General features: G+C 46.1%; 26 protein-coding genes, 2 tRNA genes, 1 rRNA gene and 1 riboswitch. Of the genes, 18 read left to right on the forward strand and 11 right to left on the reverse strand.

Going from position 1 to position 26,242, the window contains the following annotated elements; all coding sequences use genetic code 11:
* Positions 1–134: 134 nt before the first annotated feature.
* The 12 genes from rrf (at position 135) to DFP97_RS28190 (ending at position 9,855) form a co-directional block, all read left to right on the forward strand.
* Positions 135–251: ribosomal RNA gene (gene rrf, locus DFP97_RS28140) — 5S ribosomal RNA — on the forward strand.
* 87 nt (positions 252–338) lie between these two features.
* On the forward strand, positions 339–1,532 hold the full coding sequence (locus DFP97_RS28145; protein WP_114383995.1) for a GNAT family N-acetyltransferase: 1,194 nt from the start codon (positions 339–341) through the stop codon (positions 1,530–1,532).
* 143 nt (positions 1,533–1,675) lie between these two features.
* On the forward strand, positions 1,676–3,133 hold the full coding sequence (guaB, locus tag DFP97_RS28150; protein ID WP_114383996.1) for an IMP dehydrogenase: 1,458 nt from the start codon (positions 1,676–1,678) through the stop codon (positions 3,131–3,133).
* 189 nt (positions 3,134–3,322) lie between these two features.
* Complete coding sequence (locus DFP97_RS28155; RefSeq protein WP_114384043.1) at positions 3,323–4,612, forward strand: D-alanyl-D-alanine carboxypeptidase family protein; 1,290 nt, start codon at positions 3,323–3,325, stop codon at positions 4,610–4,612.
* Positions 4,613–4,740: 128 nt separating this feature from the next.
* Entirely contained in the window at positions 4,741–5,622 is an 882-nt protein-coding gene (pdxS, locus tag DFP97_RS28160; RefSeq protein ID WP_114383997.1) for a pyridoxal 5'-phosphate synthase lyase subunit PdxS, read from the forward strand.
* 78 nt (positions 5,623–5,700) lie between these two features.
* The gene (pdxT, locus tag DFP97_RS28165; protein WP_114383998.1) at positions 5,701–6,285 is read left to right on the forward strand and encodes a pyridoxal 5'-phosphate synthase glutaminase subunit PdxT; all 585 of its coding nucleotides are present in this window, start codon (positions 5,701–5,703) and stop codon (positions 6,283–6,285) included.
* 59 nt (positions 6,286–6,344) lie between these two features.
* Positions 6,345–7,625, forward strand: coding sequence for a serine--tRNA ligase (serS, locus tag DFP97_RS28170; protein ID WP_114383999.1), 1,281 nt, complete (start codon positions 6,345–6,347; stop codon positions 7,623–7,625).
* 85 nt (positions 7,626–7,710) lie between these two features.
* Positions 7,711–7,799, forward strand: a tRNA-Ser gene (locus DFP97_RS28175).
* Positions 7,800–7,922: 123 nt separating this feature from the next.
* The gene (locus DFP97_RS28180; RefSeq protein ID WP_114384000.1) at positions 7,923–8,270 is read left to right on the forward strand and encodes a hypothetical protein; all 348 of its coding nucleotides are present in this window, start codon (positions 7,923–7,925) and stop codon (positions 8,268–8,270) included.
* A 15-nt stretch (positions 8,271–8,285) separates the two neighbouring features.
* Positions 8,286–8,462 carry a hypothetical protein gene (locus DFP97_RS31010; RefSeq protein ID WP_181873707.1) on the forward strand — a complete coding sequence of 59 codons (177 nt, stop codon included), beginning with the start codon at positions 8,286–8,288 and terminating at the stop codon, positions 8,460–8,462.
* A gap of 44 nt (positions 8,463–8,506) precedes the next feature.
* On the forward strand, positions 8,507–8,659 hold the full coding sequence (locus DFP97_RS28185) for a small acid-soluble spore protein P (RefSeq protein ID WP_114384001.1): 153 nt from the start codon (positions 8,507–8,509) through the stop codon (positions 8,657–8,659).
* Positions 8,660–8,796: 137 nt separating this feature from the next.
* Positions 8,797–9,855, forward strand: a complete 1,059-nt coding sequence (locus DFP97_RS28190) for a hypothetical protein (protein WP_114384002.1) — start codon at positions 8,797–8,799, stop codon at positions 9,853–9,855.
* 78 nt (positions 9,856–9,933) lie between these two features.
* Here DFP97_RS28190 and DFP97_RS28195 read toward each other — a convergent pair whose 3' ends face one another.
* Together DFP97_RS28195 and DFP97_RS28200 are read right to left on the reverse strand one after the other, a co-directional pair.
* Positions 9,934–10,290: a DUF4870 domain-containing protein gene (locus DFP97_RS28195; protein WP_114384003.1), complete on the reverse strand. Its 357-nt coding sequence runs from the start codon at positions 10,288–10,290 to the stop codon at positions 9,934–9,936.
* A gap of 468 nt (positions 10,291–10,758) precedes the next feature.
* Positions 10,759–10,835 (reverse strand) — tRNA-Arg (locus tag DFP97_RS28200).
* 87 nt (positions 10,836–10,922) lie between these two features.
* On the opposite strand from DFP97_RS28200, the gene DFP97_RS28205 reads away from it, so the two are divergent.
* Positions 10,923–12,077, forward strand: coding sequence for an HD domain-containing phosphohydrolase (locus DFP97_RS28205; protein WP_245976632.1), 1,155 nt, complete (start codon positions 10,923–10,925; stop codon positions 12,075–12,077).
* Positions 12,078–12,146: 69 nt separating this feature from the next.
* Here the strand turns inward: DFP97_RS28205 and DFP97_RS28210 are convergent, their stop codons facing one another.
* The 3 genes from DFP97_RS28210 to DFP97_RS28220 are packed head-to-tail and all read right to left on the reverse strand — an operon-like array spanning position 12,147 to position 15,569.
* A complete protein-coding gene (locus tag DFP97_RS28210) occupies positions 12,147–12,860 on the reverse strand; it encodes an aspartate/glutamate racemase family protein (RefSeq protein WP_114384004.1) in 714 nt (237 codons plus the stop codon).
* Between the two features lie 14 nt (positions 12,861–12,874).
* Positions 12,875–14,344: a UDP-N-acetylmuramoyl-L-alanyl-D-glutamate--2,6-diaminopimelate ligase gene (locus tag DFP97_RS28215; protein ID WP_114384005.1), complete on the reverse strand. Its 1,470-nt coding sequence runs from the start codon at positions 14,342–14,344 to the stop codon at positions 12,875–12,877.
* A 40-nt stretch (positions 14,345–14,384) separates the two neighbouring features.
* A complete protein-coding gene (locus DFP97_RS28220; protein WP_114384006.1) occupies positions 14,385–15,569 on the reverse strand; it encodes a carboxylate--amine ligase in 1,185 nt (394 codons plus the stop codon).
* A 451-nt stretch (positions 15,570–16,020) separates the two neighbouring features.
* On the opposite strand from DFP97_RS28220, the gene DFP97_RS28225 reads away from it, so the two are divergent.
* A complete protein-coding gene (locus tag DFP97_RS28225) occupies positions 16,021–16,215 on the forward strand; it encodes an aspartyl-phosphate phosphatase Spo0E family protein (protein WP_114384007.1) in 195 nt (64 codons plus the stop codon).
* 6 nt (positions 16,216–16,221) lie between these two features.
* Here the strand turns inward: DFP97_RS28225 and tadA are convergent, their stop codons facing one another.
* Entirely contained in the window at positions 16,222–16,686 is a 465-nt protein-coding gene (gene tadA, locus DFP97_RS28230) for a tRNA adenosine(34) deaminase TadA (protein ID WP_114384008.1), read from the reverse strand.
* A 265-nt stretch (positions 16,687–16,951) separates the two neighbouring features.
* On the opposite strand from tadA, the gene DFP97_RS28235 reads away from it, so the two are divergent.
* Positions 16,952–18,778 carry an ATP-binding protein gene (locus DFP97_RS28235; protein ID WP_245976633.1) on the forward strand — a complete coding sequence of 609 codons (1,827 nt, stop codon included), beginning with the start codon at positions 16,952–16,954 and terminating at the stop codon, positions 18,776–18,778.
* 31 nt (positions 18,779–18,809) lie between these two features.
* Entirely contained in the window at positions 18,810–19,511 is a 702-nt protein-coding gene (rluF, locus tag DFP97_RS28240; RefSeq protein ID WP_114384009.1) for a 23S rRNA pseudouridine(2604) synthase RluF, read from the forward strand.
* 72 nt (positions 19,512–19,583) lie between these two features.
* Here the strand turns inward: rluF and motB are convergent, their stop codons facing one another.
* On the reverse strand, positions 19,584–20,402 hold the full coding sequence (gene motB, locus DFP97_RS28245) for a flagellar motor protein MotB (RefSeq protein ID WP_114384010.1): 819 nt from the start codon (positions 20,400–20,402) through the stop codon (positions 19,584–19,586).
* Positions 20,399–21,187 carry a flagellar motor stator protein MotA gene (motA, locus tag DFP97_RS28250; RefSeq protein ID WP_114384046.1) on the reverse strand — a complete coding sequence of 263 codons (789 nt, stop codon included), beginning with the start codon at positions 21,185–21,187 and terminating at the stop codon, positions 20,399–20,401. The genes motB and motA overlap by 4 nt, the downstream gene beginning before the upstream one ends.
* A 182-nt stretch (positions 21,188–21,369) precedes the next feature.
* On the opposite strand from motA, the gene DFP97_RS28255 reads away from it, so the two are divergent.
* Complete coding sequence (locus DFP97_RS28255; RefSeq protein ID WP_114384011.1) at positions 21,370–21,663, forward strand: hypothetical protein; 294 nt, start codon at positions 21,370–21,372, stop codon at positions 21,661–21,663.
* A 15-nt stretch (positions 21,664–21,678) separates the two neighbouring features.
* Here DFP97_RS28255 and DFP97_RS28260 read toward each other — a convergent pair whose 3' ends face one another.
* A complete protein-coding gene (locus DFP97_RS28260; RefSeq protein WP_114384012.1) occupies positions 21,679–22,200 on the reverse strand; it encodes a GNAT family N-acetyltransferase in 522 nt (173 codons plus the stop codon).
* 90 nt (positions 22,201–22,290) lie between these two features.
* Here DFP97_RS28260 and DFP97_RS28265 point away from each other — a divergent pair, with 90 nt between their 5' ends.
* The gene (locus tag DFP97_RS28265) at positions 22,291–23,547 is read left to right on the forward strand and encodes an MFS transporter (protein ID WP_114384013.1); all 1,257 of its coding nucleotides are present in this window, start codon (positions 22,291–22,293) and stop codon (positions 23,545–23,547) included.
* A 191-nt stretch (positions 23,548–23,738) separates the two neighbouring features.
* On the opposite strand, the gene DFP97_RS28270 is transcribed toward DFP97_RS28265, so the two are convergent.
* A complete protein-coding gene (locus tag DFP97_RS28270; RefSeq protein ID WP_114384014.1) occupies positions 23,739–25,103 on the reverse strand; it encodes a cryptochrome/photolyase family protein in 1,365 nt (454 codons plus the stop codon).
* Positions 25,104–25,270: 167 nt separating this feature from the next.
* Entirely contained in the window at positions 25,271–25,747 is a 477-nt protein-coding gene (locus DFP97_RS28275) for a C40 family peptidase (protein WP_114384015.1), read from the reverse strand.
* 3 nt (positions 25,748–25,750) lie between these two features.
* A riboswitch (cyclic di-AMP (ydaO/yuaA leader) is annotated at positions 25,751–25,901 on the reverse strand.
* Between the last annotated feature and the right edge of the window lie 341 nt (positions 25,902–26,242).

A 26,242-nucleotide genomic window follows, 5' to 3' on the forward strand; every position in this document is an offset into this window, starting at 1 on the left:
GCAGCTGACGAATACTAATCGGTCGAGGGCTTATCCTAAAACCGTTTGCCTGGACCCATACATCCGGCAGACAAACAGCTAAAGTTCAGCAGCAACTTCTTTCGTATCCAGTTTTCAGCGTGCAAAACGCTACGTTTGGTGGCGATGGCGGAGGGGAACCACGCGTTCCCATACCGAACACGACCGTTAAGCCCTCCAGCGCCAATGGTACTTAGACCGCAGGGTCTTGGGAGAGTAGGACGTCGCCAAGCACGAGAGACCTATCGCATGATTGCGATAGGTTTTTTTGTTGTTTCTATAGTATTATTCAATTATATGGAAAAAGGAGGCGTGAATAGATGAGCAAAGGAATCGAAATCAAGCAAATGGGTATGGAGCATTTTGATGAAAGCATGACTTTATCGCAGTTTGCCTTTCAATTCCAGAAGTCAGCGGAGGAGCTTGAACAATTGAAGGAGCAGTTCGGAGCGGAGCCGGCCGTACGTTATGCGGTGTATGTAAATAATCAATTTGCAGCGCAGGCAACGGTATTGGAGCTGGAAACGTATATCGGCGGCAGGCGCTTTGCAATGGGGGGGCTTGCAGGTGTAGCTACTTGGCCGGAGCATAGACGGAAAGGGCTGGTCGCGAAGCTGCTCGTTCACTCACTGAAGGAGATGAAGGATAAAGGACAAACCATTTCCTTCCTTTATCCATTCGCATTCGGCTTTTACCGTAAATTTGGATGGGACACATATATCGAACACAAAGCCTACATAATTAAAGCAGAGCAGCTGCCGCCACGTATTGCGTATACCGGTCGTATTGAGCGGTATAGCGGCAGCTATAGCTTGCTAAATAGTATCTATGATGCATTTGCATCCCGTTATAATGGAGCTTTGGTGCGGCCTGAATTATGGTGGAAGTATCGCATAAGCGAAAGAAAGCAGGGTCAGACTGCCGTCTATTATGCTAATAACGGGGAGCCATTAGGATATATTATTTATGAAGTGAAAAACAAACTGCTGAGCGTGCATGAGCTTGTTTATCTAAATGAAGAGACAAGAGGGGCTTTATGGTCGTTTATTTCGCAGCATGATTCGATGATCGCTGAGGTTAAGATTACGGTACCGGCCGATGACTTGCTGCCTTATTTACTGCCGGATCCGCGAATTAAGCAGGAAGTTATTCCTTATTTTATGGCACGTATTGTGGATGCTGAAGCGTTTGTTGCCCAGTATGCATTCGTTGCTGCCTCTGAAGAAGATCATATCCAAATCATGTTAAGTGATGAACACGCCCCTTGGAATAACGGGTTTTATACTCTGCAAATTGATGCTGACGGGATGGGAAAACTACGACGTTTGGACGCCACTGAAAGAGTAGATACGTGTATAAAGCTAGATATCGGAGCTTTTACAACCTTGCTGTTAGGGTACCTTCGTCCACTTCAATTATCACAATTGGCACGCATTCAGGGAGATGTTGCAGCAATTAAACGCTTACAAATGCGTATTCCCGAACGAACGACGTATTTAGCCGACTTTTTCTAAGTAAACAGCTTATTTCGGTCTCCTAATTAGGGTATAAAGTGGATGCGCCGCAGCTGTTCTTCAGCCTTGACAGCCCCTACCCCCTCTGCTAATATTGCAATAATATACGTGAGAGGTACTGAAAATAAGGGAGGAACAAACTCGTGTGGGAAACGAAATTCGCCAAAGAAGGGCTAACGTTTGACGACGTCCTGCTTATTCCGCGCAAATCAGAAGTGCTGCCTAGAGAAGTTGACATCTCGATCCGATTAAGCGAGAACATAAAGCTGAACATTCCGCTCATTAGCGCAGGCATGGACACCGTTACAGAATCCGCTTTGGCGATTGCAATAGCGCGTGAGGGTGGTATCGGCATCATCCATAAGAACATGTCGATTGCACAGCAAGCGGAGGAAGTAGACCGCGTGAAACGTTCGGAGAGCGGTGTAATTACAAACCCGTTTTCGCTTACACCTGAACACCATGTTTATGACGCAGAAGAGCTAATGGGGAAATACCGCATCTCGGGTGTACCGATAGTTGACCAAGACAAGAAGCTGGTTGGTATTTTGACAAACCGTGACTTGCGTTTCGTACACGATTACTCGATCAAAATAAATGAGGTAATGACTCGCGACAACCTTGTAACGGCACCTGTAGGCACGACGTTGCAGGAAGCGGAAGGTTTGCTTCAGAAGCACAAAATTGAAAAGCTTCCACTTATTGATGAAACGAATACGCTCAAAGGTCTTATTACCATTAAAGATATTGAGAAGGCGATCCAATTCCCGAATGCGGCGAAGGATCAGCATGGACGGTTGCTTTGCGGAGCGGCAGTAGGCATATCGAAAGATACGATGGATCGTGCTGAAGCGCTCGTACAATCCGGTATCGATGTGCTTGTAGTTGATTCGGCACACGGTCACCACATTAACATTATCGAAGCGGTACGCAAGCTTCGTGCAGCATATCCTGAATTGACAATTATTGCAGGAAACGTTGCTACTGGCGATGCTACGCGCGATTTGATCGAGGCTGGAGCATCTGTTGTTAAAGTGGGTATTGGGCCTGGATCGATTTGTACGACACGCGTTATTGCGGGTATCGGCGTTCCGCAAATTACAGCTATCTACGATTGTGCAACGGTTGCTCGTGAATATAATATTCCGGTTATTGCAGACGGCGGTATTAAATATTCCGGCGATATTACGAAGGCAATTGCATCTGGAGCAAGCGCGATTATGATCGGAAGCTTGTTTGCGGGAACGGCTGAAAGCCCAGGCGAAACAGAGATTTTCCAAGGCCGCAGTTTTAAAGTATACCGCGGTATGGGCTCGCTTGGCGCAATGAAAGAAGGCAGTAAGGATCGTTATTTCCAAGAGAACGAGAACAAGCTCGTTCCGGAAGGCATCGAAGGACGTGTGCCTTATAAAGGACCGCTTGCCGATACGGTTCATCAGCTGCTAGGGGGCTTACGTTCCGGTATGGGTTATTGCGGTACTTCTTCCCTCGACGAACTGAAGAACGATACGCAATTTGTTCGCATTACAGGATCCGGCCTTCGTGAAAGCCATCCGCATGATGTGCAAATTACGAAGGAAGCTCCAAACTACTCTTTATAATATAGCTCCGTACTTCGGGATATAGACCAGGCAGGAATAAGCGATGTATCCGCTCATTCCTGTCTGGTTTTTTAATGAAGGAATACTCATACCTGGTAACTATTCAAAGTAGTTTAATTGATACGGTTTGATATGTTACAATAAACAACGGACAAACAAGTGGGAAAAGGGGAGAAGACGTTGAAGGTAATGGTAAGACCGGTTCGGTTTAAGTCGGTCATCGCTGCAAGTTTGGCGGTATGGATGGTAATGCTGTCGCTTGGTTCTGCGGTAGCTCTGGCGGATGGATATAATGGTAGGCCAAGTACAGAAAATTCACTAGGATTACAGGTGAAAGCAGCTATTTTAATTGATGCGGATTCCGGTCAAGTTTTATATGAGGTTAATTCAAATGAACCGCTACCTGCGGCGAGCATGACAAAGCTGATGACGGAATATATCGTTCTGGAAGAAATATCTAACGAGCGTTTGTCGTGGGATGAAGTCATAACTACTAGTGCAGAAGCAGCAGCTACGCCACCGGATGGCTCATCCGTATTTCTAGCCCAGGGCGATCAACATACGGTTTTAGAATTATATAAAGCGATGGCAGTAGGCTCTGCGAATGACGCAACGATCGCACTTGCTTCACAAATAGCGGGTAGCGAACAGGGCTTTGTAACTAAAATGAATGAAATGGCAGACAAGCTTGGTTTGAAAACAGCTATCTTCACAAGTGCAACAGGTCTCTCGGAGACAACTGTCATTTCAGCAGCTGAGATGGCGAAGCTTGCTCAAATTATTTTGAAGGAGCATCCTGAGTTTTTGGAATATTCGAAGCTTCAGGAGTATAAATTCCGTGAACGGGACGCGGACCCAATCATCAACATTAACTGGATGCTTGGTACAAATACGAACCAAACAGGTTTGAAGCATCTGGCGTACGAAGGCGTTGACGGTATGAAGACCGGATTTATCAACTCAGCCGGCTATAATTTTACAGGAACGGTCAAACGAGGCGATCAGCGCTTTATTAGTGTCGTAATGGATACGGCGACGAAATCTGCCCGTTTTAACGAAACGGCTAAATTGTATAACTATGGCTTCAGCACTTTTGAGAAAAAGACGGTGCTTGCGCCAAAATCTGTGGTAGAAACGGTTCAATCGGTTAAGATTAAGAAGGGCAAAAAGAAATCGATACCGGTCGTTACGGATAAAGATATTACGTTCATGGTAAAGAAAGGCGTAGAGCCGAAGATCGAGGTTGTCGCTACCCAGGTCAAAACAGAAGCCGAGCTTGTAGCACCAATTGCTGTCGGTACGGCTGTTGGAACCGTCACGTACAAATATACGGATGAAGAGACCAAACAAACGCTTGAGCGTACCGTAAACCTGATCACAACGGAGGAAGCTGAGAAAGCGGGCTGGTTCCGTCTTATGTTCCGTGCGATTGGAGACTTTTTTGCCAACTTGTTTAACGGGATCGTCAATTTGTTCTAAACCGAGTCGAATACAAGGAAATAAACCAAATCAAGGGTTGTCGATTAATCGGGCTTCCTGTAAAATCAATGGTTAGAACAACTGCGGTAATATACATTTTAATGGATGATAATAGGAGGATTTGGAGCATGGAAACAGGTACATCGCGCGTAAAACGCGGCATGGCAGAAATGCAAAAAGGCGGCGTCATTATGGACGTTATGAACGCTGAGCAAGCGAAGGTAGCAGAAGCAGCAGGGGCAACGGCAGTTATGGCTCTTGAGCGCGTCCCTTCCGATATTCGTGCAGCAGGCGGAGTAGCCCGTATGGCTGACCCGACTATCGTCGAAGAGGTCATGAAGGTCGTTTCCATTCCGGTTATGGCTAAAGCCCGTATCGGACATTATGTAGAAGCTAAGGTTTTGGAATCGATGGGCGTTGACTATATTGATGAGAGCGAAGTACTGACGCCGGCCGATGAAGTGTTCCATATTAGCAAAAATGAATTTACAATTCCATTCGTATGTGGAGCAAAAGATCTTGGCGAAGCGCTTCGCCGCATTCAAGAAGGCGCTGCGATGCTGCGTACGAAGGGTGAGCCAGGAACAGGCAACATCGTAGAAGCGGTTCGTCACCTTCGTTTAATCAACGGCCAAATCCGTAAAATCCAAGGCCTCTCGAAGGACGAGCTCTATCATGAAGCAAAAGTTTTAGGCGTAGCTTATGATTTGCTGCTTGATGTACATGAAACGGGTAAGCTTCCTGTCGTTAACTTCGCAGCAGGCGGAGTTGCAACACCATCGGATGCGGCTCTTATGATGCATCTTGGTGCAGACGGCGTATTCGTTGGTTCCGGTATTTTCAAATCGGACAGCCCTGAGAAATTCGCCCGTGCAATCGTAGAAGCGACGACTCACTACCAAGACTATAAATTGATTGCTGAAGTATCCAAAAACTTGGGAACGCCGATGAAGGGTATCGAAATTTCTAAGCTGGATGCAACACAACGTATGCAGGACCGCGGTATTTAAATAGCAGTAATATGCAGGTGCCGGCTTAGCGCGTATAGCGCCGCCGGCTCTTGCCCGTAAAGGAAGGCGAGTAGAGCGATGAAAATAGGCGTACTTGCGCTTCAAGGCGCAGTGGCGGAGCATATACGAAGCTTAGAGGCGGCGGGCTCGGAGGCCATCGCCGTTAAGCGGGTAGAGCAGCTTGAAGAGCTGCAAGGGCTTGTTATACCGGGCGGCGAAAGTACGACGATCGGCAAGCTGATGCGGAAATACGGGTTTATGGAAGCTATTGCAGACTTCTCTGCACAAGGTAAACCGCTTTTCGGTACATGTGCGGGTCTTATTGTGCTTGCAAATGAGATTGAAGGACAAGAGGAAGCACATTTGCGTCTTATGGACATGACGGTGGCAAGGAATGCTTTTGGCCGCCAACGGGAAAGTTTCGAAACGGATTTGCAAGTGAAGGGCATTGATGAACCGGTTCGCGCCGTGTTTATCCGAGCGCCGTTGATTAAGAAAGTTGGTTCCAGTGTAGACGTATTGTCTACTTACAAGGATGAGATTGTGACAGCAAGACAAGGTCATTTGCTTGCCGTTTCTTATCATCCGGAGTTGACGGACGATTACAGCTTGCATGCTTATTTCGTCGATATGGTGAAGGATGCAGCTGCAAGCAAGGCTTAGCTGGATATCGCAATACCTGAATACCTATACTACTCCCTTCAGAGAGGGGCTCACAGAACGTGCTGGATGTAAAGTTGTTAAGAAACGAATTTGAGAAGGTCGAACAGGCGCTCCGCAATCGCGGAGCTTCCCTTGATCTCATTGCTGATTTTCCTGTGCTGGACACCAAGCGACGTGACCTGATTCAAGAGACGGAGCAGCTCAAGAACCGTCGGAATACCGTGTCGCAGGAAGTGGCTAAGCTCAAGAAAACAGGAGGCGACGCAGAAGCTCTCATTGTTGAAATGAGAGAGGTCGGCGACCGGATTAAAGAGCTGGACGAAGAGCTTCGCGAATTAGAGGTTCAGGTTGACGAGTTGACGCAGTCGATTCCGAACATTCCTAGCGATAGCGTGCCGATTGGTAAGTCTGAGGAAGATAACGTAGAGCTTCGTAAAAATGGTGAAGTGACGAGCTTTGACTTTGAGCCGAAGCCCCACTGGGAAATCGCCCAAGCACTCGGTATTTTGGACTTTGAACGCGCGGCGAAGGTGACGGGTTCACGCTTCACGTTCTATCGAGGTCTTGGTGCACGTCTGGAGCGGGCGCTTATCAGCTTCATGATGGATTTACATAGCGATCAGCATGGCTATGAGGAAGTCCTGCCGCCTTACATTGTCAACCGTGACAGCCTGTTTGGAACAGGACAGCTTCCGAAGTTCGAAGAGGATTTGTTCAAGCTTGCGGAGTCTGAGTATTACTTGATTCCAACGGCGGAGGTTCCGGTAACGAATCTTCATCGCGAGGAAATTTTGCCTGCGGAAGAGCTGCCAAAATATTTTGTGGCATATAGCTCATGCTTCCGTTCAGAGGCAGGCTCCGCCGGCCGTGATACGCGCGGGTTGATTCGGCAGCATCAGTTCAACAAGGTTGAGCTGATTAAGCTGACGAAGCCTGAGGAGTCGTATGACGAGCTGGAGAAAATGACACAAAATGCGGAGAAAGTACTTCAGCTGCTCGGTCTTCCGTACCGCGTTTTAGCGCTTTGCACAGGTGATATGGGCTTTACTGCAGCCAAGACTTACGATTTGGAAGTGTGGCTGCCAAGTGCCGGAACCTATCGTGAAATATCGTCATGCTCGAACGTTGAGGATTTCCAAGCACGCCGTGCAGGGATTCGATTCCGTAGAGACGCAAAGAGCAAGCCGGAATTCGTACACACGCTGAACGGATCTGGACTCGCTGTAGGACGGACGTTTGCGGCAATCATTGAGAATTACCAGCAAGCGGACGGATCGGTTACGATTCCAGAAGTATTGCGTCCATATATGGGCGGTATTACCTCAATCGAAGCACGTTAATCTTAAAATTTTTTCCATAGGCCAAAATGCAGTTGCTTCTGTGTTTTGGTCTGTGGTACAATATGTTTTGTGACCATTACATGATGGAGAGGTACCGAAGCGGTCATAACGGGGCGGTCTTGAAAACCGTTAGAGCGCAAGCTCACGTGGGTTCGAATCCCACCCTCTCCGCCACTTTCATTTAAGCTACATAAGAGTTCGCCCAGACGACAGTGTCTGGGCGTTTTTTGTATGTTCTTTTATCGTATAAAAAGAGGCCCGTCTTCGCATGTTAAACGTTGTGGAGGTGCTTTATATATGGGTAAATCGGATGAGCTGCAGATGAATCAAGAAAATTTAGCTGATGCATGGCGGCAGACGCTGCCGGAAATAATGAATAAAGCTGATCGCTGTAAGGTAATGCCGGATGAGGCAGATGCGAAGTCGCTCCGTGTGACGATTAATACTGCCGGGCATCAAGAGTATTCGTTCGATTTTAAAGTGACGTATGTAGATAGCCGTGAAGTAAAGGTCGAGCTCGTGGATGTTGAGAAAGAAAACATATCCGTCGATGAGCGAGGGGACATCATTCAGCAGTTGATTCAAGATTATACAAGACATTTGCATGAATGCGCACAAACGCTTCAACAATTGACGCATGCGTAGAGGAGACGATCGCAAATGACAAAAGCAAAAGGCACAGCCGATAAAAATTTATCGAATGTCGTTGAAGCTCTTGATGTGGATCCGGTCAATAGTCATCATGCGCAGCAGCTGCAGCAGGACAAAAATGATCGACGCCATCAAGATTCTTTGAATTTCGATCAGCCATCTGATTTGGAGCATCAAAGAAGCTAGTGAATAAATATTAGCGTGCTGATATCGCAAAGGAGGAATTCGGTATGGCTAGGCAGGACAGTTTTCCCGTACCAGAAAGTAATCCGCAGAGAAAAAAGCAGAATCGCGATAACGACGGTTCGATGAAGGCGCCGTTATCCGGCTCTAAGAAGACAAAGCAGCGTAATCATGTGAGCCATAACAATCCTGAAGGCTAATACTCCGAATCGTGCATATAGATCCAACGTCCCGTTTCAGCATGCTGAAACGGGAATTTTTGTAAACAACTTCTAAATGGATTTCATTTAGTATAGAATGGAGGTGCTCGTAAAAAGATAGGGGAGGAACATATTTAATGAAAAAGATGCAAAACTTAGCGGTTATTTTACTAACCGTTTTGTTGGTCGTCATTGCAGGGTGCAGCTCGGGTAAACCGCCGAAGGAAGCCTTGCAAGCGGCTATGACGAAGATGGCAGAAGCGGACTCATATACGGTTAAAATGTCATTTGGACTTGATGAATTGGAGCTTACTCCGGATGCTGCGATGCAAGAGGATGCAGCTGCAGCAGCAGCTATGATCGGTATGCTGAAGGATGCGACCATTACGGTTGACGCTATTTATCAGAAGGATCCGTTACGGACGGATATGAATGTGGAAATCGTTATTCCCGGCGACATGGAAATGAAGCTTACCGTGCCGATGATTATGACGGAAGAAACATTATATGTGAAAGTACCGCAGATTCCGATGCTGCCTCTGCCTGAGACCGTTACAGGCAAGTTTATAAAAATTGATCTTAAGGAGCTTGCCGAGCAGCAAGGCGGCGCTACGCTAGATATTGCGGCGCAGCAGAAGCTTGGCAAGGAGCTCGGAGCGGTGCTGCTTAAGCATTTTGACGAGAAAACATACTTCAGCGAGCCGAAGGCTGCGGATGCAGGATTGCCGGAAGAGCTGAAAGCAGATCAAATCATTGCCTTTGAAATTAACGAAAGCAACTACGCTAAGACGGTGGAAACCGTTATTAATCAAGTGCTGCCTGAGTTGATTGACGTACTGCTTGCGAATGAAGAGTCGATGAAGTCGCTTCAGCTGGAGAAGGCGGATATCGAGAAGATGAAGTCGGAACTGGAAACGAACAAAGCTGATATTGTTGATGTGCTCAAAAACAATGTCAAAGTAAATACGATGAAGGTTACCTGCGCAATTCAGGATGGCTACCTTGTATATGAAGAGGGTCAAGTGAATGTTGAAGCGACGGATAAGGAAAGCGGTCAAAAGATGAAGCTAGGTCTTCACTTCGATGTCAGCTACGCTGAGATCGGTAAAGCACCTAAGTTTGAGAATGAGATCCCAACCGATGCGATTACACTTGATCAGCTAACGCAGCTGTTCCAGGCGCCGGTGGGCATGTAATTAAATATTAGAACGTAATAAACAAAAAAGCAGCCTTCTTTGAGGGCTGTTTTTTTGGTGAAACTATAATTTTTTCTCTTATTTGAAAAACCGAATCGTGAGTGGATAACGGTAGCCGTTTCCTTCCGATGCGCGGATCGAGGCGATAATCGTCATGGCCAGCCAGAAGATAAATACAATAATAGAGGTTACAATTCCAATTAGCACAAAAATGAGTAAGGCGGATACGATGCTGTAAATGGTTATACTGATTTGAAAATTAAGTGATTCTTTACCGTGCATATCGACGAAATAAGATTGGTCCTTTTTAATGAGCCACATGACCAAGGGTCCAATAATGTTACCTAACGGAATGATTAATCCGCTCAGAGCAAGAAGATGGCATAACATGCCGAAGGTTTTTTCTTCCTTATGCAACCCAAAAGGTTGATTCATATTTAGTTCCTCCTAGTGATGGTTATGTTACCTTCAGTTCGACACTATTTTGTAAAACCCTCCAAAAACCATAAAATAAAACAAAAAAAGGAGCCCATAACAGGCTCCCTTTTCGACGGTGTTTGATCGTACGAGTCTCTTCTAATAGGACACTTCACATTTTTTAGAATAACTTGGGCACTGCTTTATCAATTCCGGTTTAGTGGAATGTGACTAGGCATGTGTGTTTCAGATGTACTCTGCGACACAACCCCTCGCTTCCATTTTGCTTAGTGATTTAGATAAGTTCCTCCTGTAGCCCTAGCACCAAATGGTCCAACGGAACCACACCTCTCTTCACACCGTCTACAATATATTGCGTAAAATCTGCTCATTTTATTCAAAAAATTTTTTTATTGTCGATAAATATTTTATACTTTCACACGTTGTTGTAAAATATGGTTGTTGCAAAATATGGTTTGTGTAATATGGCGCGCCCGAGAGGTCTCGAACCTCCCACCTACAGTTTAGGAAACTGTCGCTCTATCCTGATGAGCTACGGACGCGCAGCAAAACTAATTATACCATGTACGCTTTTGAGGGTGCAACACTATCCCTTGCAAAAGCTTGAATGGCTGGAGGAGTGAACATGCGTGCATATTGACCCCAATGAAGAGATTTCGATAAGAACAGATTTATCCTCTGAGCAAATGCTCAAAGTGATTTTTGAATATACGGCAAAAATTGCAAATGAGAAAAATTTAGAATCTGTGCTTATCTTGATGGCTAATATGGGAAGAGAAATGATTGTTGCCGACCGCTGTACGGTATGGCTCATTGATTCCGCGCGTAATGAGCTTTTTACGGCAGTAGCGCATGGAGTCGGTGAAATACGGATTCCGTACGGAAGCGGGTTAGTCGGCAGCGCCATAAGTTCCGGAAAGCCTATTTTTATTGACGATGCTTATAAGGACCCGCGGCACAATCCGGATAACGATAAGAAAACGGGCTACCGTACCAAGGCGATCATGACGATCCCATTCCGCAATAATGAGGGAGAGGTTATCGGAGCTTATCAAGCCATTAATAAAATGACGAAAGTACAAACGTTCTCCGCGAAGGATATGGAGTATTTATCGTTAGCTGCTTCCTATTCCGGCAAATCACTGGAGTCCATTATGCTCCATCAGGAAATCATAGAGACACAGAAAGAAATAATCGTTGCGATGGGCGAGATTGGTGAGAGTCGTTCGAAGGAAACAGGCAATCATGTGAAGCGGGTCGCGCAATATTCATACATTTTAGCTCTAGGACTAGGAATGAGCAATACGGAAGCGGAACTGCTTCGCAGTGCCTCTCCCATGCACGACATTGGCAAGGTAGCGATACCGGATGCCATATTGCAGAAACCAGGGAAGCTGACGGATGAAGAATACGCCATAATGAAAACCCATAGCGATATTGGCCACCATTTATTGCGTAACTCCAAAAGACAGCTTATGCAGGCTGCTTCTATTGTTGCTCTGCATCATCATGAGAAGTGGGACGGTACAGGATATCCGAGAGGTCTTAAAGGAGAAGACATACATATTTATGGACGTATAACGGCAGTTGCGGACGTATTTGATGCTTTAGGCAGTGAAAGGGTATATAAAGCGGCATGGAAGCTGGATCGGATTTTGGCTTTATTGGAGGGAGAGCGCGGTCGTCATTTCGATCCAAAGGTAGTTGATGTGTTTTTTGAACAGCTACCTAAAATCCTTGAGGTAAGGGATCGGGAAGCGGATATCCTGCATGAAATCAAATAGCAAAAAAGGAGAAGCCAATGTATATAGGCTTCTCCTTTTTGTTGTCTGCCTGATTTCGTTTAAGAACCCTTATCGCTCAGTTAAATGCTTGCCGGACAGCTCTATCGATTTCTTGACGAGCACGGCCATGGCATCGACGCAATATTGCGAGATGTCGTCCCGCAAGGGAATAAGGGATAATTCCGTACATGCGATGATGACACAATTGCAATTATCATTTACCAAAAGACCGTTTATGATGCCTTCAAACTCCGTAGGTTCTACAGGCAAATTACGTTTAACTTTATTATATATAATGTCCATGACATGCTCTTGAACGACCTCGTTAGGCACATGAAGCTCCATGTTATATTTAGAGCATCCTTTTTTATAGACACCGCTGCTGACCGTCCCGTTTGTAGCTAAAATACCGACTTTACAGTGTTCGCCGAAGGTGGAGTAGATCTCTCCCAACGTCTCGTCCACCATATTAATAATATTGATGTGTGTCATTTGCTGCATTTCGTTATAGAAATAGTGCGATGTATTGCAAGGTATAGCAATATTTGCGACACCCGCCATTTCAAGCAGCTTCAGGTCTTTGGCGACGGCTTCGAGAAAAACCTCCCCGCGATTGCCCAAAATAACGGATGTTCTGTCCGGTAGAGTGGCATGGTTAAGAATAACCATATCGATATGCTCTTGGTCGCGGTCTGCCGCAGTGTTTTCAATAATTTGATCTACGAATACGGATGTTGCCTTCGGTCCCATACCGCCAATGACGCCTAAACTTTTAAGTTCCATTGTTCAACCTATTTTTACCTTTCATTTCCTTTAATTTCTCGAACGATTTCCGCTTCATTAAACGGAATTTCCGTTTTACCGACGATTTGCGACGTTTCATGGCCTTTGCCGGCAATTAGAATGACGTCATCTTTCCTGCTAATTTCAATAGCAAAAGCAATCGCATCTCTGCGGTCTACAATCGCTTCATAATTGCCATTATGCGCTTCAATGCCTTCTACGATTTCTCTAATAATAAGATTGTTATCCTGCTCTTTTGGATTGTCAGAAGTGACAACGGAAAAATCGGCGAACTTCGCAGCAACCTCTGCCATCGCTTTGCGCTTCTCTCTGCCAGACTCGCCATCTGCAGCATAAACGCCAAATACGAGTATAATTCTGCCTTTGGCAAAAGGTCTGATCGTAGTCAGCGCCTTCTCCAGACTATCCTCCGTATGGGCAAAATCAACGATGATCTTGGTATCCTCGTCCTGATAAACGACTTCAAGACGTCCTTTAATTCCTTCTACAGCCGCAATGCCATGCGCAATTTGCTGTAAGCTGAATTGATTGCAATAAGCTGTTGCAATAGCTGCTAGGCTATTATATACATAGATGGCTCCCGGCAGATTTACTTTGATTTCTATGCTGCCTTTTGGCGTATGGACGGTGTAGACGGTATGATCGGCAAAATAGTGAATATCCGACGCATTAATGTCCGCTTCGTGTTCAATTCCGTAAGTAAGCAGCCTTGACTCGCGGCCCTGCAATCTATTGATTAGGATGCGGCCGTACTCATCATCTGCATTAATGATGTTGTAGTCCGTTGTCATGTCGAATAGCTTGGCCTTTGCTTCAAAATATTCGGCCATTGTATTGTGCAGCTCCAAGTGATCGGGCGTTAGGTTCGTAAATATTCCGGTATTGAAGCGGGCGTGCGCAACGCGGTTAAGGTTAAGCGCATGAGAGGATACCTCCATCACGCAATGCTTCATATCCGAATCGACCATATCTGCGAAAGTTTGCTGAAGATTGAGCGACTCCGGCGTTGTATTTTTATTTTTAATCACTTTATCGCCAATAACGGTTCCGATCGTGCCGATAATACCAATAGAATTCCCTGTTTCCTCGAAGATCGATTTAAGAAAATAAGTAGTCGACGTTTTACCGTTTGTTCCCGTTATACCAATTAAATTCATTTGTTCCGTAGGATTATGATAGAAATTAGCCGCTACCTGTGCAAGTGCTTCTCTCGTATCGGGAACTTTAAGGACGGTAACCTCACCGTCGATGTGGATATCCTTCTCCACAATGATGGCGGCAGCACCCTGCTCAATTGCGCGGTCAATGTAACGATGACCGTCAACCGAAAATCCGGTAATAGCGACAAATACGCCATTCTCCACTACTTCTCTTGAATCATATGCAATGGAGTTTACTTCTATATGTAAATCACCTTTGACGAGCGTGTAATGAAGATCTTTAATTACGGCGGTTAATAACATAAGAACAGCTCCATTCTATTGCCCTTTCCTATCTGTAAGACTACCTTCTCAAAAGCTTATTCATGAATTTGCCGCCAATAATGGAAGCATAGGAGAATGCAGGCTTAGGGTCTTTCCAATCCCAAATGGCATAAGCCTTCGGTTTAAACAAGGATCCTAGCACTTGCTTCCACGTAAGTTGACCGGCTTTGATATAGTCGCGGATAGCGAGCATATCCTCGTACCCGTACCAGAACACGCGGTTTGTGTTTTCCTTGACGGCCTTCGGCGGCACAATGTTGCCGGTCAGCTCCTGATAAGTAATCCAAGGAAAATTCACCCCAACCTTGTACAGCAGGTTGTTTAGGTTCGTGATCCGGCAATTAACCTCGATTAAGTAAAATTTCCCGGTTTCGGCATCCTTCTTGAACTCGATTTCCGCGAAGCCTTTCCATTTCATTTTTTCTAGAAATGGGGCGCCGATTTCGAATAGCTCGGGTACGTACTTTTGCCCCGTATAAACCGATGCACCGAAATTGATCGGATATTGACGGAACTTTTGGCAGGTAACCCAATGCGTTACCTTGGAATCTTGGTTCAAATAGGCATCGAACGTATACATGTGATCATCGAAGCCGGGAATAATACGCTGCACGATGACCTCTAGATTTGCCTCTTGCGCATCTGCCAGTGCTTGTTCGAGCTCTGCCCGGTTATGTACCTTGAATAGCTTCCTTCTGAACTTCGCTACGAAGGAAGGGGAGTCGGTCGGCTTCACGATACAAGGGAACTTAATGATCTGATCGATCTTCTCGTAGAAGTTGTTTTCATCAACACGGACCGTTTCCGGAACAGCTACTCCGTTTTCGAGTGCCAAACGCTGCAAAACTTCTTTATTCATCATATTCGTATAGATGCCGGGTTCATCTTGCGGAATCAGATAATGCTCTCTCAGCTCGGACAAATGCTCATCTATAACCTCTAAATAGGAATCATGACAAGGTATAAGAACAGGAGGAGCGCTTTGCTTGCGGGCATAATCCTTCAAGAATTGGATGAAGGCTGCCGTGTCTTCTTTATAATGAGGAGCGATAAGCCGCTCAGACGTATATTTTGAATCTGCGCCATAGGTATGCTTATTCGAATAATCAACGGCTACCGTATGCACGCCGTTAATCCCTAAGCAACGGATCGTACTTAAACCTATATAATAATTACAACCTAAAATAACTGCCTTATTATTCACTAAAGCACATCCCACTATCCAAATTTATGTTTTAAATTCTTAGAATTCTCCGCGAAGCCGTTTACGCTTGTCATCAATAATTATAGTAATGTTGTAAATAATTTTACTTCATACTATCTTATAATACAAATGGATTTATCCTCATAATTGCGTATAACAAGCGGGTTTTGCGCAATTGAGCAGTCTGTTAATTACCTGTTAAGAGCTCGTTGTTAATAAAGCTCTTTCATTTGTTGCCATATGCTTTTAGTTGGATGAATTTCCATATGTTAATCAATTAATATAGTAAAAAAGACCTATGAATTGGAAGAATTAGCTTGCTTTTGTCGAATAATGCCTGAAAATTGTAGACGATCGTCGACATGTTTTTACAAACTCCTTATAACTCTCGGAGTATAATAGAACTATTACCAGACGAGTGCTAGATAAGGAGCGTGCCCCGAAGCGAGCTATGGACAAAAAACACTTGCTTAAACAATTGCAGTCGCTGCGGCTAAAGCTTCATGAAATAGCCGAAGCACGCGGCAGTTTGACAGATCCGGATGTTCTGGCGATTAGCGAAGAGGCCGATCAACTTATTGTTGCGTTACAGCATATACAACGAAATGAGCTTATTGATATCTCTATACGCCGCGACAATATGTAGAGTTCGTTACCGTTCTCGCAGTCGACGGAAAAACTGGGTTAGCAGCAACGCGCATTCAGTTCCAAGAATACCACTGGTGAGCTCCGTTTCGTGGTTGAAACGGGGCTCTTGCAGTAAGTTCATAAGCGTCCCGGCGCAGCCCGCCTTCGGATCGGACGTTCCATAAACGACACGTTTAATACGCGATTGGACGATCGCACCGGCGCACATCGGACAAGGCTCTAATGTGACATAAAGCGTACAATCTAATAATCTCCAAGCGCCGATGCGATCGCAGGCGTCACGAATGGCAACCATTTCAGCGTGAGCGGTCGGATCAAACCGCGTCTCTCTTAAATTGTGCCCTCTCCCGATAATCTCATTATTTCGTACAATAACAGCTCCGATGGGAACCTCCCCGATTTGCTCGGCATTTCTCGCTTCAGCGATTGCTTCTAACATCCATTTTTGATCTTCTTGCTCTCTAATCATGAACGATAACCCCTTTACAAATTATTGATTATACAGCGAACAAATATTCCGTTGTTAACATGTCGTGGATAACATTGTGGATAACTTTATTGATATACACATATATACTCACAAATTATTCACTCCTGTGCACAATACTTGTTGACAATGTGTATAAGCTGTTAATAAAATGTGTTTGTATACAAGATATCTTTGCATAAAATCAGGTGCTTAGGTAATGTGAACTAATCCTATAAGATCATCTGGTAAAAGGATGTGTCGTTCATTGTCGATAAAGATGAAGTTATCCGTCTTAATTTCGCTTATTGTATTGACGTTTTTCATTCTCCACCACATGTTGAGCGAATATTCGATGATCCAAGGGATGCGTGAGCAAATGCGGCATACGATGAAGGAAACTTCCATGCATGTGGCGCAGTCCTTTGCGTTCTATAAGAACCAGTCGGAAACTGATTCCGTTCCATTAGTGGAAGGAGCATCCGGCCCTGAGCATATCTTTGATATTGTGAAAAGGTTAAATCCAAATATAAAGGAAATAACCGTATTTGATCAAGAGACTTATACGGTTCCATTTGGCACCTATACATACATGGATTCAACCAGTGATTACACCTTTTTGAAAGAGGTAAAGTCAGCTGATTTTGAACTCCGCCACATGACCATTAACGATAAGCCTTATTTTAGAAGCTATTATACGAGTGAGCAGTTAAATGACTATACAATTAGCATTGTATATGATGACGAAAGGATTAAACAGTTTGTCGTTCGAAAGTGGAACGATACCCTTATTTACTCGGTCGTTGTTATGGTGCTGGTACTCTTCATTAGCTATTGGCTGGTGGGAGCAATGATTAGACCGTTAAAGGATATATTATGGAAAGTAAATGAGGTATCCTCCGCCAGATTCCACCAGCCGATCAAAATTAAACGCAAGGATGAGTTTGGTTTGCTTGCGCTGAAGGTAAATGCGATGTCGCAAAATTTAAGCATCTATATGAATAAGCTGCGCAGAGCGTTCGAGGAAAACCGCCGGATGAAGGAGCATTTAGAGTCGTTTATCAATCATACAAGCGATGCGATTCATCTTTTTGATCTGGATGGTAAGTTAATACAAGTAAACCGTGCATTTGAGCTGCTTTTCGGTTATGAGGAAGAAGAAGCGATCGGTCTTATTTATCCGATTCTTCCAGATTCGCATCAAGCAGAGATGAAACATATGCTGAGCCAATTGTTAGCCGGCAAGGTGCTTCCCGCACAGGAAACGATGCGCGTTACCAAGTCTGGCGAGATGATTCCCGTCAGCGTGACGATTTCACCTATTCGCGACTCAGACGGGACCATAAGAGCATTTGCAAGCATATCGCGGGATATGCGAAGCCGCAACAAAATGGAGGAACTGCTGCGCAGATCAGAGAAGCTGACGACTGTCGGACAGCTGGCGGCAGGCGTAGCCCATGAGATTCGTAATCCGCTCACCACGCTACGCGGCTTCCTGCAACTTCAGCAGGAGACGAACAAGCTGACTTTAGCACATGTAAGCCTAATGCTGTCTGAGTTGGATCGTATCAACCTAATCGTTGGCGAGTTTCTTATATTAGCGAAGCCTCAGGCAACGAAGTTTATAACGAAGGATGTTCGCGACGTGCTTCAGGATGTTATTGCCTTTATGAATAGTGAAGCGCTCCTTCACGATATTGAGTTCCGTATAGCTTTTACTGAAGAGAATTGCCGTATTTCTTGCGAGGAGAACCAGTTAAAACAAGTATTTATTAATTTGTTGAAAAATGCGATTGAAGCGATGCCAAGCGGCGGGCTGATTCATATCAACGTTTCCCATAGACGGGAACATATCTCGATAACGATTGCGGATGAGGGGGAAGGCATTCCGGATGAGATGATTGCGAAGATTGGCGATCCGTTTTTTACGGGAAAAGAAACGGGTACAGGCCTTGGAATCATGGTCAGCCAGCGCATCATTAACAGCCATCGCGGGACCATGGATATTCGAAGCCAAGTAAAAGTGGGTACAACCGTACACGTAATGCTTCCTATTTTGAAAGAAGGAAGCGAGAGCGTTATACTGGAAGGATAGTCGGCCGTACATACAACGAGGTGAACAGTTTTTGAGAATTAATAAGTTTATTAGCGAAACGGGATTTTGCTCCAGACGCGAGGCGGATAAGCTGGTGGAAAGCGGCCGGGTAACGATTAACGGGGTTACCGCGCAGCTGGGAAGTCAGGCAGAGCTTGGCGATGATGTCCGTGTCGATGGACGGAAAATTGGCGAGCAGAAGCGGCATGTTTATATTGCACTGAATAAACCTGTCGGAATTACGAGTACAACAGAGCTTCATATTAAAGGGAATATTGTCGATTTCGTAGGCCATCCGGAACGGATTTTTCCTATTGGCAGGCTCGATAAAGATTCAGAAGGCTTGATCCTGCTTACGAATGACGGGGATGTCGTTAATCCCATTCTGCGTTCGGAAGGAAAGCATGAGAAGGAATACATCGTAACCGTTGATAAGCCGGTGACGGCTGCATTTTTGCAAGGGATGGCGAGCGGCGTACATATACTCGGAAGCATGACGCTGCCCTGCGAGGTGACGAGAGTAACGGATCGTGTGTTCCGCATTATTCTGACGGAAGGCCGCAACCGGCAAATACGCAGAATGTGCGAAGCGTTTGGATATCACGTAAGAAGACTGCAGCGACTGAGAATTATGAATATCCAGCTTGGTGGATTGCAGGTCGGTAAGTGGCGTGATTTAACGGAAGCAGAGAAGACGACGTTGTTTCAAACGTTAGGCTACGAGCCGGTGTAATGGGCTATGAACCAAATAATCCCTTGATTTGGCGCCGAGTGCGGGCCAAATCAGGGGATTTTGTTTGAAATGCTATTTCGTAACGTTCAGCTGCTGAGTGCTGGCAGAGTCGGCATAGGTGTGAATAATCGATACTTCGACACGGCGGTTTTTGGCGCGGCCTGCAACCGTTTTGTTATCGGCAACCGGACGATATTCGCCGTAGCCAATGGCGCTGAAGCGTTCCGGCTTCAGTTGTTTATTTTCGAGCAATATATCCATGAAACGTATGGCCCGCATAGAGCTTAAATCCCAGTTCGACTTGAAGAAGACGGTCGATATCGGTGTGTCGTCTGTATGTCCGGAAACGATAACCTCGTAATCTGGATATTGCTGCAGCATTTTACCGATTGCCGTCGCCAGCTCTTCCGCTTCCGGCTTCACATTTGCTTGCGCTGGAGCGAATAAGGCGTTGTCGCTAATCGTTATCATGAGTTGTGAGAGATTAAGCTTTGTTTCCAGATCGGTCGTTAATCCATTTTTCTTAATGTATGCGTCTATCTGTTTCTTCAGCTTCTCCAGGTCCTCTTGCTCTTTCTTCATGAGCGCTTCGCGAGCTTCTTCTTCCTTCTTATCTTCTTTCTTGTCTTCCTGACTGCCTTCCTCGTCCTGCTTCTTGCCGTTATCGTCGCCAGTCTTCACGATGGCCGTATTTTCTAAAATACCTGTGCCATTGCTTAGAGCGACATTAAACGCTTGGGACATTTCTTCAAACTTTTTGATATCGACGGAGTTCATCGAATACAACACGATAAAGAGTGCCAGCAGCAGGGTGAGCAGGTCGGCATACGGAATGAGCCAAGATTCGTCTACATGCTCCTCGTGTTCTTCGTGTCTGTGCTTTCTGCTCAAGCGGCTCCTTCCTCCTTCTCCTTCATCTGCAATCTTTCTGTCGGCGTCAGGAATACGGACAGCTTCTGGTTGATGGCGATTGTAGATACGCCGGATTGAATGGAAAGAAGACCTTCAACCATCATAAGACGAATTTGAATTTCTTTCTTGGACATACGCTTTAGCTTATTCGCAATCGGATGCCAAAGCACATAACCTGTAAATATACCAAGCAGGGTAGCGATGAATGCGCCGGCGATCGCGTGAGCCAGCTTGTTCATATCGCTCATGTCCGCCAGCGCTGCGACCAAGCCGACAACGGCTCCGAGTACCCCGAGCGTAGGCGCATATGTACCTGCTTGCGTGAAAATAAGAGCACCGGCTTTGTGACGGTCTTCCGTTGCAGCTATATCTTCCAGCAGGACGTCGCGAACGAAATCCTGATCATTTCCGTCAATAATCATACGCATGCCGTTACGAAGAAACACATCTTCAATTTCATCTACTTTCGCTTCAAGGGCAAGCAAGCCTTCACGGCGTGTAATGGAAGCCCATTCCATGAAACGCTGAATCAGCTCATCGCGCGGTGGCAGCTTTTGTTCAGAAAATACCATTTTTAACAGCTTGCCTACTTTGGAAAGCTCGGACATTGGAAAGGCGATCATGACAGCAGCAACCGTACCTAATATAATAATCATATAAGCGGCAGGATTCAAAAGAGACGACAGGTGTGCTCCCTTTAATACCATCCCTCCCAATACAGCGACAAGACCCAGCACAAGACCAATAATTGTTGAATTTTTCATCATACACCCCGTCCAATACATTTTCGACATTTCTCTACTTCTTATATTATCGTCAAATGGGTATTCTGAAGTTAGAGTAAAAGGAATGATTTAGCGCACTAGACGTTAAAAATGATGAAATGAGGTAAAATAGTAGGGAGAAGATTACAAAATATGACTATGGCAAAGGTGGTTATACACAAATGGGCGTAAGACACGCGAGAGAGTATGCAGATATATTGAAAGATTTGACGGCGGCGGTCGGTGAAATCGATAGCAGCTACACCTTTTTTGAAATGGAGCCGGAGGAATGGGAGGCCCTGACGGTTGATGATCGGAACGAGGTCATGGAAGCGCTGGCGGATGATGTGTTTTTCGGGCTCGGGGAGGATCCGGTTATTGCAGTCGGCAACGGTGTAATTACGTATAATAACAAGCATCACATTATTGAGGTTTCCCAAGGAGAAAAGGTCACGCAAATCATAAGGCTCATATAATTTTCGACAGCGGTATTAGTCATCAACAGGCTCGTACACCATACAATGGCATTCCGCAAAGCCTTGCGGCGTTGGACGTGAATACGTATCCGCAATCCGGAAGCCTGCCCGTTCATATGCGCGTACGGCGCGCGAGTTCCATGCAAGAACCTCCAAATCAATTTCATCGCGAGGCGCACGCTTGCGTGCTTCTAAAGCGATAAGGCGAGCAAAGGCGGAACCAAGTCCTTGGCTGCATAGGTCGGGCCGTAACCCTAGACCGAGTCTAGTGACACCTGCAATCGGAAAAAATTGAGCAAAACCAATCAGCTCAAGCTGATTGCCGAGAACTGCTGCATATTGCGCTTCACGAAGGACGGAATCGCCAAATTCGATGCCGTCCTTTTTCATTTGCTCCCAGGAGGGCCAATTATAAATATCGAAGGGCGGTTCGTAAGCCCATTCGCATATTTGCCTGGCATGCTTGATTTCGAGCGGGTGTATGGTCATTGCTATCGGATGTCGTTTATAATAAGTGGAGCTTGGATCACTCGTCATGAATCGGTTACCTCCGTTAGGGTAGTGAAATAGGTTTATTATATCATCATAGGCACAATAGGACGTACATACATAAGGAGATCATTTTGCATGAGAAAGTTAATTTGGCTTGGCTGCTTATCCTATTTAATTATTGGGGTCGCGCATGTTGTGGGCGGCGCTATTTTGGAACAATTGATGGAGCATTACGGCTTGACCTATAAAGACGGCGGGCAATGGATTATGAATCAGTTTCTCGGATTTCTGGTCGGTGTTCTATTGGCTCCGTCTATTACTGCCAGAGTCGGCAAGAGAGGCGCAGTGCTTATCGCGCTCGGCGTGCTGACGGTTAGCGAGGCTGCATACAGCTTGCTGCTCCCATGGGGCTGGATGCTTGCTTTTGCCCCGCTGGCGGGTCTCGGCTTCGGTTTGACAGAAGCCGTTGTAGGCGCGATGATCATAGATATGGTGAAGAATGGTAAAGCTTCGGCGATGAGCCGCCTGGAAACCTTTTTTGGCGTGGGTGCGCTGTTGATACCTATTGCGGCTGCTTACTTAATTCAGCATAACGTATGGCAGGTGTCCTTTCCTATATTAGCGGCGATGTCAGGCATTACATTCGTCCTTTGGCTGACGATGTCGTTCGGAGAGCTGGATAATCAGCTTAGCTTCATTCCGCGCGGAGCGGATGGTGAAGGCGATAAAGAGACTGCGGCTGCGTTAGAAGCTCATTCCGAAGGTTTATCGGGATTTTTCGGTTATCCGCGCCAAGCGTTACCGTTCCTTTTATTGTCGGCTTTATTTTTCATGATCTATGTTGGAATGGAGATGAGCTTCTCCAACTATTTGCCGTCAATTCTTATCGTTCGCTCCGGTGTGGATGAGGCGAGTGCGGCAGCTGTGCTCAGCCTCTTCTGGGGTACTATGGTGCTAGGCCGTCTATTCGCAGGCGTTCTTGCTGATCGGATGGGCTACTCGCGTTATTTGATCATCGCAACAATAGGTGCTGCAGTTGTATTTATTTTGATGGCGTTAATGGGGCAGCTGAGCTGGATGCTTGTATTTGTCGGATTAAGCGGATTGTTTTTCTCCGGTATTTTCGGAATTGCGCTTGTGTACGCGAACGCGCTTATTCCGGGTATGACTGAACGGACAACGAGCCTGCTCGTCGCATTCGGCGGCTTGGGCGGCGCTATTTTCCCGCGGGTAACCGGCTGGATTATGGATCAATTCAATGTGCAATCGACGTTATGGTATAATAGTGCGCTTGTTCTATTTATGCTGCTGCTGCTGGCAGCTATGCTCGTGCTTGGCAGAAGACAGGGACAGCGGAGTCGAATGGCAGGCGAGCGTAAAGCGAGTCGCTGACCCCGACCATCCTGACATCGAAACGAATGAATAGCAAAAACCTCCGAAGCCGCTAATACTCTTAGCCGCTTTGGAGGTTTTTTTAAAATATAAGAATTTATAAATTTCACAGTTATAAATAAGCTTATATTTCACCGCGAAACGAGCTTTTGCCGCCAAGGACGGCGACAGCCGTTTACGCTTGGTCGCCGTCAAGCTTGAACAATTGGCTGTTTCGCAATTGATCTGTATACGTCAATCGCTCGCGCCCGCGATGCTTTCAGATCAACGATGGCGCCGCTAAGCGGCTGATGAATCTCTTTGTCTGACAAATGAGCGAGATGGGGCAGCCAGCGCCTAATGTAGCTGCCGACCGGATCATGCGTCTGCGACTGCGTCGCAGGATTCATTATGCGAAAATAAGGCGCTGCGTCATAGCCAAGCGAAGAGCACCACAGCCAGCCGCCGCGATTGAGCGTATTGTCATAGTCGCTGAGGTTAAGGCGGAAGTGCTGTTCGCCAAGCGTAAACGGGCAGAGCAGGTTTTTTGTTAAAAACATAGCAGTTACCATCCGCAGCCGGTTAGGCAGCTCGCCCGTCCGATTAAGCTGCGTCATAGCTGCATCGATAATCGGGATGCCGGTCGCGCCGGACGCCCACGCCCCGAAGTGCTTATCAGTTAGCGCAGACAAATCGGAAAGATGCTCGTAACGGAAATAATCTTCGTGATACATCGCTTGATACAAATAGAAATCGCGCCATGCCAGCTGCCGCAACCACGTCTCTGCTCCAGGCAATCCTTCCGTCGCTTCGTAAGCTTGACGGGCGGATATGGCGCCGGTATTCAAGAAGCGTGACAGCCCGCTCGTGTGACCCTCGGCAAATGCATCACGGCTGGCCGCATACGCAGCCAAATGTTCACGTACGAAGCGGTCCAGCAGAAGTGCCGATTTGACGGAACCTTCGACAGCCGCAGTACCGCCAAGTGCAGAAGCGATTTGCTCGGGCAATGCAAAGGGAACGGCCACCCTTCCGCTTATCTCCCGAACGGTATTCAGGTCATGTATCGTTGTGATGCCCATCGGATTGTAGCTCTGCATTATAAAGCTGCTCCACATCCGGTAAAACGGCGTGAACACCTTATATGGTTCGCTTCGCCCCGTGTAAGCCGGAAAAGCTTCTAAATCGGCAAGCGGAGCATCTGCGATTGATATCCAGCGGCGTCCCAGCCTGTGGACGGTCTGCTGCAGGCGCTCATCTCGGCTGCGCGCATAGGGGGTATAGTCGGCATGAACGACAACTTCATCAATCGGGTGTGATTGCAGGAGAGCTTCCGTAACGTGTACCGGATCACCGTAAAGCACATGCAGTTCTTTACCAGCCTTTGCGTAGCTGTGCAGCAGCGAGGCCGCCTGTCCAACAAAATTACGTCCGCTGTGGCTGGTAAGTCGTCCTTGAGCCGTTAAAGCGGGATCTATAATAAGCAGATGGATACCCTCGGCATCCTTCGATCGTAAGTAATCAAATGCACGCAGATCCGCAACACGCAAATCCTTGCGATGAATAAATAAATACATCGTTGTACAGCTCCTTTCCTATACCGCATCGTAAGCTTGAATTCAGGTCGAGGACGGAATGGAAACAGTAAAGCCGCATGCGGCTTGTCGCTAATGGACAAACAACTGCGGCTTTACTGGGTGAGCACGCCATTGCAGCCCTTCATTAGAGGGCTGCTCAGGTGACTCTATTCTTCGTCAGCATATTTTACGAAAGAATCCGGATCCATGACACGACGTGCAGTCACATACCGGTTCTCATAATAGGAGGAATTAAGTTTGTCTGTTACAACGCCTCTGCTAGAGGATGCGTGTGCAAACTTGCCGTCTCCGATATAAATGCCGACGTGGGAGACGGAGCTGTTATTGCCTCCTGCCGTGTCAAAGAACACGAGATCTCCCGGGATAAGGTCAGTTTTAGCGACCTTCTTGCCTGTTTTTGCTTGAGAAGCGGATGTGCGCGGAAGATCAATGCCCATTTTATCGAACACATAGGTCGTAAAACCGGAGCAATCAAAACCTTTCGACGTATTTCCGCCGCTTTTGTACGGACTACCAATAACATTATTGATATATCCGTCCAGTTTGGAGTCTGCGAAAACGCTTCCCGCTTGAAAAGCGAGTACGAGTACGAGACCCAATAGTAGTGCGGTAACCTTTTTCAATTGTGAAACTCCTTCCGATGCCGACGAGGTTAGCTGTGGGGTTCGGTTGAAGGTCCCCTATGATTCCTCAGGCGCTGAAAAAAGTCAACGTCGGAATCAATTCACCCAAAATGGTTCCCCCGTTTCCCGATAGGGAATTAGGCAGTTTAGTAATGCTCTTGGAAATTATTCGATTATTTTCATTGATCTCCTGCCTTTACTGGCAAATTCTAATAATTCTCATGTAACCTTTTGACTAAATGGTTCGTTTAAACAATTTTCATGTAAAATAAACACATGTTATTAGTGCTAAATAACTAATTATCATGACTCATTTTCATTAATTATGTGAAGCCGCTGTAAAATATGCTGAATTGTCCTTATACGGCAATGCCGCTTGGACTAGCCAGAACTCCGTGAATAGCGATAATCCCCGGTTTTTCCGATGAAAGATTAAAATTTTTTCATACAAAAAACCTCCGAATAGTCGGAGGTTTTGTTATGTGAAACCTTATA

The sequence above is a fragment of the Paenibacillus prosopidis genome, from assembly GCF_003337375.1.
Classification (GTDB): Bacteria; Bacillota; Bacilli; order Paenibacillales; family Paenibacillaceae; genus Pristimantibacillus; species Pristimantibacillus prosopidis.

Coding starts and splice junctions, on each gene's coding strand:
- DFP97_RS28145 (WP_114383995.1), top strand. CDS start 339: ATGAGCAAAGGAATCGAAATCAAGCAAATGGGTATGGAGCATTTTGAT.
- DFP97_RS28265 (WP_114384013.1), top strand. CDS start 22,291: ATGAGAAAGTTAATTTGGCTTGGCTGCTTATCCTATTTAATTATTGGG.
- pdxT (WP_114383998.1), top strand. CDS start 5,701: ATGAAAATAGGCGTACTTGCGCTTCAAGGCGCAGTGGCGGAGCATATA.
- motA (WP_114384046.1), bottom strand. CDS start 21,187: ATGAAAAATTCAACAATTATTGGTCTTGTGCTGGGTCTTGTCGCTGTA.
- DFP97_RS28195 (WP_114384003.1), bottom strand. CDS start 10,290: ATGAATCAACCTTTTGGGTTGCATAAGGAAGAAAAAACCTTCGGCATG.
- DFP97_RS28185 (WP_114384001.1), top strand. CDS start 8,507: ATGGCTAGGCAGGACAGTTTTCCCGTACCAGAAAGTAATCCGCAGAGA.
- DFP97_RS28260 (WP_114384012.1), bottom strand. CDS start 22,200: ATGACGAGTGATCCAAGCTCCACTTATTATAAACGACATCCGATAGCA.
- DFP97_RS28210 (WP_114384004.1), bottom strand. CDS start 12,860: ATGGAACTTAAAAGTTTAGGCGTCATTGGCGGTATGGGACCGAAGGCA.
- DFP97_RS28180 (WP_114384000.1), top strand. CDS start 7,923: ATGGGTAAATCGGATGAGCTGCAGATGAATCAAGAAAATTTAGCTGAT.
- DFP97_RS31010 (WP_181873707.1), top strand. CDS start 8,286: ATGACAAAAGCAAAAGGCACAGCCGATAAAAATTTATCGAATGTCGTT.
- DFP97_RS28215 (WP_114384005.1), bottom strand. CDS start 14,344: ATGTTATTAACCGCCGTAATTAAAGATCTTCATTACACGCTCGTCAAA.
- tadA (WP_114384008.1), bottom strand. CDS start 16,686: ATGATTAGAGAGCAAGAAGATCAAAAATGGATGTTAGAAGCAATCGCT.
- DFP97_RS28255 (WP_114384011.1), top strand. CDS start 21,370: ATGGGCGTAAGACACGCGAGAGAGTATGCAGATATATTGAAAGATTTG.
- DFP97_RS28270 (WP_114384014.1), bottom strand. CDS start 25,103: ATGTATTTATTTATTCATCGCAAGGATTTGCGTGTTGCGGATCTGCGT.
- DFP97_RS28225 (WP_114384007.1), top strand. CDS start 16,021: ATGGACAAAAAACACTTGCTTAAACAATTGCAGTCGCTGCGGCTAAAG.
- pdxS (WP_114383997.1), top strand. CDS start 4,741: ATGGAAACAGGTACATCGCGCGTAAAACGCGGCATGGCAGAAATGCAA.
- DFP97_RS28155 (WP_114384043.1), top strand. CDS start 3,323: ATGGTAAGACCGGTTCGGTTTAAGTCGGTCATCGCTGCAAGTTTGGCG.
- DFP97_RS28190 (WP_114384002.1), top strand. CDS start 8,797: ATGAAAAAGATGCAAAACTTAGCGGTTATTTTACTAACCGTTTTGTTG.